Raw genomic sequence first — 6,156 nt, 5'->3', positions numbered from 1 at the left:
ACCCGGAGCCGCCGCCCGCCGGGCCCTTCGGCCTGGACCCCGGCCCGGACCCCGATCAGGAACTCCCCGCGGACCCCTTCCCGGACTGGCACCTCATCACGGCCGCACACCCCTGGCCCGAACCAGACACCGACGAATACGGCTGCCCGGAACCCCTCGACGACCCCTACCCGGGGTACTTCCTGTCCCAAGGCGCCTGCCCGCCAAGCTGCATGCCTCAGCGCGGTGTCCTCATCGGCGGAGGATGCCCTGCCGGTTAGGCTCTCAGCAGCGAGAGCCACAAAGATCAGGCCAGCCGGGCGGCGCGGGTACAGAGAGCAACAAGAAATGATTCACAGCGGTCCACCCGGGCGCGCTAGCGGGGGGACAGGGGCTTTCAGCACTGGGAGCCCTGATCGCTGCCGGAGAACAATCGGTGTGAATAGGGGCACGCCCTTTTCGGCCAGGTTGCCGGGCCAACCGTCGACCGCCACAATCACGGAGGCTTCCCATGAAAGTTGTTGTTGCGGAATCGATAGCAATGTTGGCCATCGGGGACGGCGTCCTCGGAGCGTTGTTTCCGGTCCAGCACTCGACCCGGTGGGAGTTCGGGCCAGAGCCGTGGCGTAAATGCATGCGCACGTGGGCCGAACATCCCGAATTAACGCGGGCTATGAGTATTTTGGAGGTAGTCGGGGGCGTCATCTGGGCGTCGCGCCTTCGTTCAACCCCCGGCCAATAGCTAGTCCGCCCTTTAGATGGTCGATCCCTTCCCGCCGCAGGGCTGCGACCTCCTCAGCAGGGCCGGACACTCGAGGATTGGACCAGCGATTGGGAACCAGCGGCACCCCAGCCTGCCGCCCTGCCCGCCCTGAACGGGAGGCCGCAGGCTGGCGGCCGGCCGGGCTTTGACACCGTATACTCGGTTTATCCAGTTGCTTGACAAATAGGGCTTTTGCTTTTGCGGAGGTTGGGCAGCACTGGTGGCGGCCCATAAGGCTGTGCGGCCCGCCCGGAAACGTCCCGAACCAAACGCATGGGGAAGCAATAATGAACAAGCACTCAACGTCGCAACCCAGTACGTGGGCACCGACGCGTCAGGCGGCACCCGCGCCCGTGAGTCGACCGGCCGGAACGTTCCGGTTCAGCGACCGCTTCATCAAAACGACCACCACCGTCCTCATCACCGTAATGCTGGTGTCGATCGCAGCGGGGTTCATCATCGGACCGCTCAGCGACAATGTCGCCGGTGATGCAGGCGATGCGCTCGGTATTGCGGCCGGCGCCCTCATCATCGGCGGACTGGTGATCCCTCTTCTCCTGGCAGCCGTTCTCGGCGGCGAAGCGATCCGGGGCGGTGCAGGTTTCATCGGATTCTTCCTCATCGTGGGCATGTTCGCCACGGTCGCCGGAAGTACCGAGCTGGGCCAGGAGTTACTGGGGCCGGTCTGGACCCCTTGGGCTTACGGGGGCGGTATCGCGCTTATGGTCCTCGCCGGCGGGAGTTTCTGGATCGTGGGCTGGATCGCGAGGGTGCCGATGTGGTTACAGGCTCCCTTTCAGGGTTCGCCACGCGTAATCGTGCGCGGATCGAGCGAAAACCCCGCCGACGTCGTGATTCCCAACGAGCTAGACGAACAACACCGGTGATATCGGTCTCCCAGGACTTGAAGCGGGGTCCATCCGTCGAACCAGACTGGGCCTCCTGGTCGAGGCCTTTGGCGCCGTAGACTCGATTTATCCATTTGATCAGTAATTGGGAGTGCTGATGGTGGGCAACACGAAAGCTGATAGGCGAAAAACCCGCAAAAAGAACTCAGCGGCGCAGCAGACGCCCTGGGCCCGGACGCGACATGCCGCGCGCAGACCCCCGCCCGAACGGTGCATTCCGCTATAGCGATCGCTTCATCACCAGGACCAGCACCGCACTCGTTGTTTTCATGTCCGTATCCATTGGCGCCGGGCTCATCATCGGACCGATCGGCGTCAATACCGGGGGTGACGCAGAGGAGACTCTCGTTATTCTGGCTGTCTGGCTCCTCGGCATCGAAACGGTGCTCCCGCTGCTGCTGTCAGGCATTCTCGGCGGCGAAGCGATCATGGCCGGCGGAGGTTTCATCGGCTTCTCCCTCATCGCGGGCCTCTTCGCGTTCGTCGCGGGAGGCACTGACCAGGGCCTGGAGTTGCTTGGTCCTGTGTGGGCCCCCTGGGCGTTCGGGGGCGATATCGCATTGACGGTCCTGGCCGGCGCAGGGTTCTCGATCATCGGCTGGATCGCGCGGGTGCCGATGTGGCTACAGGCTCCTGTCCTGGGCGCCCCGCGTATTTGTGCGCGGATCGAGCAAAAACCCCGCCGACGTCGTAATTCCCAACGAGCTGGACGAACAGTACCGGTGAGGCCAGGACGGCAACCCCAGGCCGGACAGTCGCCGTCGCCCATCAGCTGACTTCACGGATGGAACGGCGGCCGCTGCTAGGACGGCGGATCCGTCACCAGGATCCGCACCGCACACAGATCCGCGGCCGCCTTCTTCAGGACCGCGGCGCGCGGATCCGGGACATCCAGGAATGCCAGCCTCGGCCGTGCGGTGTACTGCTTCAGCACCGGTTCGGCGAGGACCTGCTCGGCCAGGGTCCGGTCGCCGCCGGGCGCCAGGTACTCGATCCGGTGATCCGCGAAGATCCGGGCGGCGTGGTCCGCCACGGCCTCCACCAGTGCATCGGCCTGGTTCGCGCGCCGCCGGGCAAAGCGCTGCTGGGACCAGCCGCCCGCTGCCGTCCGGGACTGGACATGCCGGGTGCCGGTCTTGGACTCAAGCACGGCCCCGCCGCTGACCACGGCCACGGAGTAGCCACCCCGGCGGACCAGCACGGCCCCGATGCACCGGGGCTGCCCGGCGAGCGAGGCCAGCCGGGACACCGCGTCACTGCCGCGCCCTGGTCGCCCGTCCGCCGGCCACGGCGCCTGCAGCAGGGCCACGGCACCGTCCGCGGCACGCAGCTGCAGCCCGCCGTCGAGTTCCTCTTCGGTCAGCCCGCCGTGGCTCGCCGCGAAGCGCTCCACCCAGCCCGGCAGCCTGGCGCCGGAGACGAACGCCACTCGGGTTTCGGTGCTTGCCATGGCGCGGGTCTCCGTTGCGGGGGTGTCGGGGCGGGCGGGAACTAGAAGTAGCCTATCTATGTGGATGATCTCTTTGGCGCAGGACGGGACAGCGCCGCTGTCGAGGACGACGGCGACGCCGACGGCACGGCCGATGCGGGTTCCGCCCGGCGTGCCGCCTCGCCGCGCAGCCCGCTTGCGGTCCGGATGCGGCCCCGGACGCTCGATGACGTGGTGGGCCAGCAGCACCTCCTCGGCCAGGGCTCGCCTTTGCGCCAGCTCGCCGCCGGCACGGACGCCACCGGACCCGCAGGTCCCAGCTCGCTGATCCTCTGGGGGCCTCCCGGCACCGGCAAGACCACGCTCGCGCACGTCATCGCCAAGGGCCCGGGCCGGAAATTCGTCGAACTCTCCGCCATCACCGCCGGCGTCAAGGACGTCCGCCGCGTCATGGACGAAGCGCTCACGGCCCGGGACCTGTTCAAGACCACCACCGTGCTGTTCCTGGACGAAATCCACCGCTTCAACAAGGCCCAGCAGGACGCCCTGCTGCCCGGCGTCGAGAACCGCTGGGTCGTCCTGGTCGCCGCGACCACCGAAAACCCCTCCTTCTCGGTGGTCTCCCCGTTGCTCTCCCGGTCCCTGCTGCTGACCCTCAAACCACTCACCGACGCCGACGTCGAGGCCCTGCTGCTGCGGGCCTCGGCGGACCCCCGCGGGCTCGGCGGCAAGGTGGAACTCAGCGACGAGGCTCTGGCACACCTGGTCCGGCTCTCCGGCGGCGACGCCCGCCGGGCACTGACCGCGCTCGAGGCGGCAGCCGGCGTCGCCTTCGGGGACGCCGACGACACTGACGCAGTCGTGGCCGGCGCGGCCGCCGGGCCGGCCGGGGAAGCCCCGGTTAGGATCGAACTCCGGCACACGGAACGGGCCCTCGACGTCGCCTCCGTGCGCTACGACCGCGCCGGCGACCAGCACTACGACGTCGCCAGCGCCTTCATCAAATCCATCCGGGGTTCCGACGTCGACGCCGCCCTGCACTACCTCGCCAGGATGCTCGAGGCAGGGGAGGACCCGAAGTTCGTGGCCCGGCGCATCGTCATCTCCGCGGCCGAGGACGTCGGCATGGCGGACCCAACGGCGCTGCAGACCGCCGTCGCCGCCGCCCAGGCGGTGCAGCTGATCGGCATGCCGGAAGGCCGCATTATCCTGGCCGAGGCCGTGGTCCACCTCGCCACCGCGCCCAAATCCAACGCCGCCTACATGGGGATCAACCAGGCGATCGCCGACGTCCGCGCCGGCCTCGGCAACGGCATCCCCGCCCACCTGCGTGACGCCCACTACCCGGGATCCAAGCAGCTGGGCCACGGGCAGGGCTACAAATACGCCCACGACGCGCCGCACTCCGTGGCCACCCAGCAGTACCCCCCAGACGACCTGGTGGGACGCAATTACTACGAGCCGACCGCCAACGGCGCCGAGCGGGACATCTCCACCCGGCTGGAGCGGCTGCGCAGGATCATCCGGGGCAAGTAAGCGGCGGGCCGGGAAAGTGGACGTTGACTTCGCGTCGGTGAGGTCTAACGTGGACTTATGTCAGCAAGGACCTGCTGAACGTGTCCGCCCCGACCGGGGACAGCGGCACACATTGCCGGATCTTCGCTTCCCGGACCTCAGGTCGGCGGCCGGCACCCCAGTAGCCTGGTTCCGCACCGCGCTGCTTCGCCCACATTCCAAGGTCGTCTCCCATGTCCGTAAATTTCGTCACATCCCTGGCAGTCAAGTCTTTCGACGTACCGGACAGGAAACGCTGCCCGGACAACGCCGAATTCGACCTTGTCACCGTGAACGACTACTCGGTGGCCCGGCTGATCCTTGGCCCGGGCTGGCGGTGGTCCGAGTCCATCAGACCCTTCGAGCAGACCGAGCTCTGCCAGCACCACCATCTCGGGTTCTGCATCTCGGGGGAGATGGAAGTGGAATCCTCCGGGGGGATGTGCTCCACGATCCGCGCCAACGATACCTACGCGATCCCGCCCGGCCATGATGAACGGGTCGTCGGGCCCGACGCGTTCGTGGCCGTGGAATTCCTCGGTGCGGCATCCTTCGGCCGGCGCAGCAGCAGGGGCATGCACGCCAGGACCTGACTGGGCTGCCGGCCCCAACATGGTAAGGTTATTCGTTGTCTGGCAAGGCACAGACGCACAATCCACCTGATGTCAGCATTCCATGCTGTTGAGATGGGGTTTGCCCTGTGCCCAGTAGCAAAAGGCAGCGGTTGGCCGATGCTCTCCATTATGGAGGCCAGTAACACTGACACACCGCAGATATTGGAAGGACACAAGTGGCTAACAACACTCGTGCTCGCCGGACCGCACGCCTTTCGCGTGCACTCGGTATCGCTCTGACCCCCAAGGCCGCCAAGTACATGGAGCGCCGTCCGTACGGCCCCGGTGAGCATGGCCGTGCCCGCAAGAAGCAGGACTCCGACTACGCCGTACGTCTGCGCGAAAAGCAGCGTCTGCGCGCCCAGTACGGCATCCGCGAAGCCCAGATGACCCGTGCCTTCGAAGAAGCACGCCGCACCAAGGGCCTGACCGGTGAAAACCTGATCGAACTGCTCGAAATGCGTCTCGACGCCCTCGTGCTGCGTGCAGGCTTCGCCCGCACCATCGCCCAGGCCCGCCAGCTGGTTGTCCACCGCCACATCCTGGTCGACGGCATCCGCGTTGACCGCCCGTCTTTCCGCGTCTCTGAGGGCCAGCTGGTCCACGTTCACAGCCGCAGCGAGACCATGCCTCCCTTCCAGGTTGCAGCAGCCGGCGCTCACCGCGACGTCCTGCCGATCGTTCCGGCATACCTGGACGTCAAGCTTGACGCACTGCAGGCACGCCTGGTCCGCCGCCCGAAGCGCTCCGAGGTCCCCGTGACCTGCGAAGAGCAGCTCGTCGTGGAATTCTACGCACGCTAGATCCAACGCGACACCTTACAGAGAAGCCCGTGGCAAGCGCCGCGGGCTTCTTTGTATGTAAGGTACTTGGGGGACTTCTGCGGTTGCCGGCTGTGTCAGCCGGAGG

At 66.8% G+C, this 6,156-nt stretch carries 7 protein-coding genes; 6 read left to right on the top strand and 1 reads right to left on the bottom strand.

Going from position 1 to position 6,156, the window contains the following annotated elements; translation table 11 throughout:
• From QCD75_RS17195 to QCD75_RS17185, 3 genes are all read left to right on the top strand, one after another.
• Nucleotides 1-260 (top strand): hypothetical protein (locus QCD75_RS17195; protein ID WP_301230598.1); only part of this gene is annotated, 260 nt, incomplete at its 5' end.
• 769 nt (nucleotides 261-1,029) lie between these two features.
• Nucleotides 1,030-1,629, top strand: coding sequence for a hypothetical protein (locus QCD75_RS17190; RefSeq protein WP_301230596.1), 600 nt, complete (start codon nucleotides 1,030-1,032; stop codon nucleotides 1,627-1,629).
• Between the two features lie 290 nt (nucleotides 1,630-1,919).
• Entirely contained in the window at nucleotides 1,920-2,426 is a 507-nt protein-coding gene (locus QCD75_RS17185) for a hypothetical protein (protein ID WP_301230595.1), read from the top strand.
• 26 nt (nucleotides 2,427-2,452) lie between these two features.
• Here the strand turns inward: QCD75_RS17185 and QCD75_RS17180 are convergent, their stop codons facing one another.
• On the bottom strand, nucleotides 2,453-3,100 hold the full coding sequence (locus tag QCD75_RS17180; RefSeq protein ID WP_301230593.1) for an acVLRF1 family peptidyl-tRNA hydrolase: 648 nt from the start codon (nucleotides 3,098-3,100) through the stop codon (nucleotides 2,453-2,455).
• 60 nt (nucleotides 3,101-3,160) lie between these two features.
• On the opposite strand from QCD75_RS17180, the gene QCD75_RS17175 reads away from it, so the two are divergent.
• The 3 genes from QCD75_RS17175 (at nucleotide 3,161) to rpsD (ending at nucleotide 6,050) form a co-directional block, all read left to right on the top strand.
• Entirely contained in the window at nucleotides 3,161-4,615 is a 1,455-nt protein-coding gene (locus QCD75_RS17175; RefSeq protein WP_301230591.1) for a replication-associated recombination protein A, read from the top strand.
• A gap of 212 nt (nucleotides 4,616-4,827) precedes the next feature.
• Nucleotides 4,828-5,226, top strand: a complete 399-nt coding sequence (locus QCD75_RS17170; RefSeq protein WP_301230589.1) for a cupin — start codon at nucleotides 4,828-4,830, stop codon at nucleotides 5,224-5,226.
• A 197-nt stretch (nucleotides 5,227-5,423) separates the two neighbouring features.
• Nucleotides 5,424-6,050 carry a 30S ribosomal protein S4 gene (gene rpsD, locus QCD75_RS17165; RefSeq protein ID WP_282383458.1) on the top strand — a complete coding sequence of 209 codons (627 nt, stop codon included), beginning with the start codon at nucleotides 5,424-5,426 and terminating at the stop codon, nucleotides 6,048-6,050.
• Nucleotides 6,051-6,156 lie beyond the last annotated feature (106 nt).

Source organism: Arthrobacter sp. PsM3, from assembly GCF_030433895.1.
Classification (GTDB): Bacteria; Actinomycetota; Actinomycetes; order Actinomycetales; family Micrococcaceae; genus Arthrobacter.
This window is presented reverse-complemented; position numbering and strand designations above follow the sequence as displayed.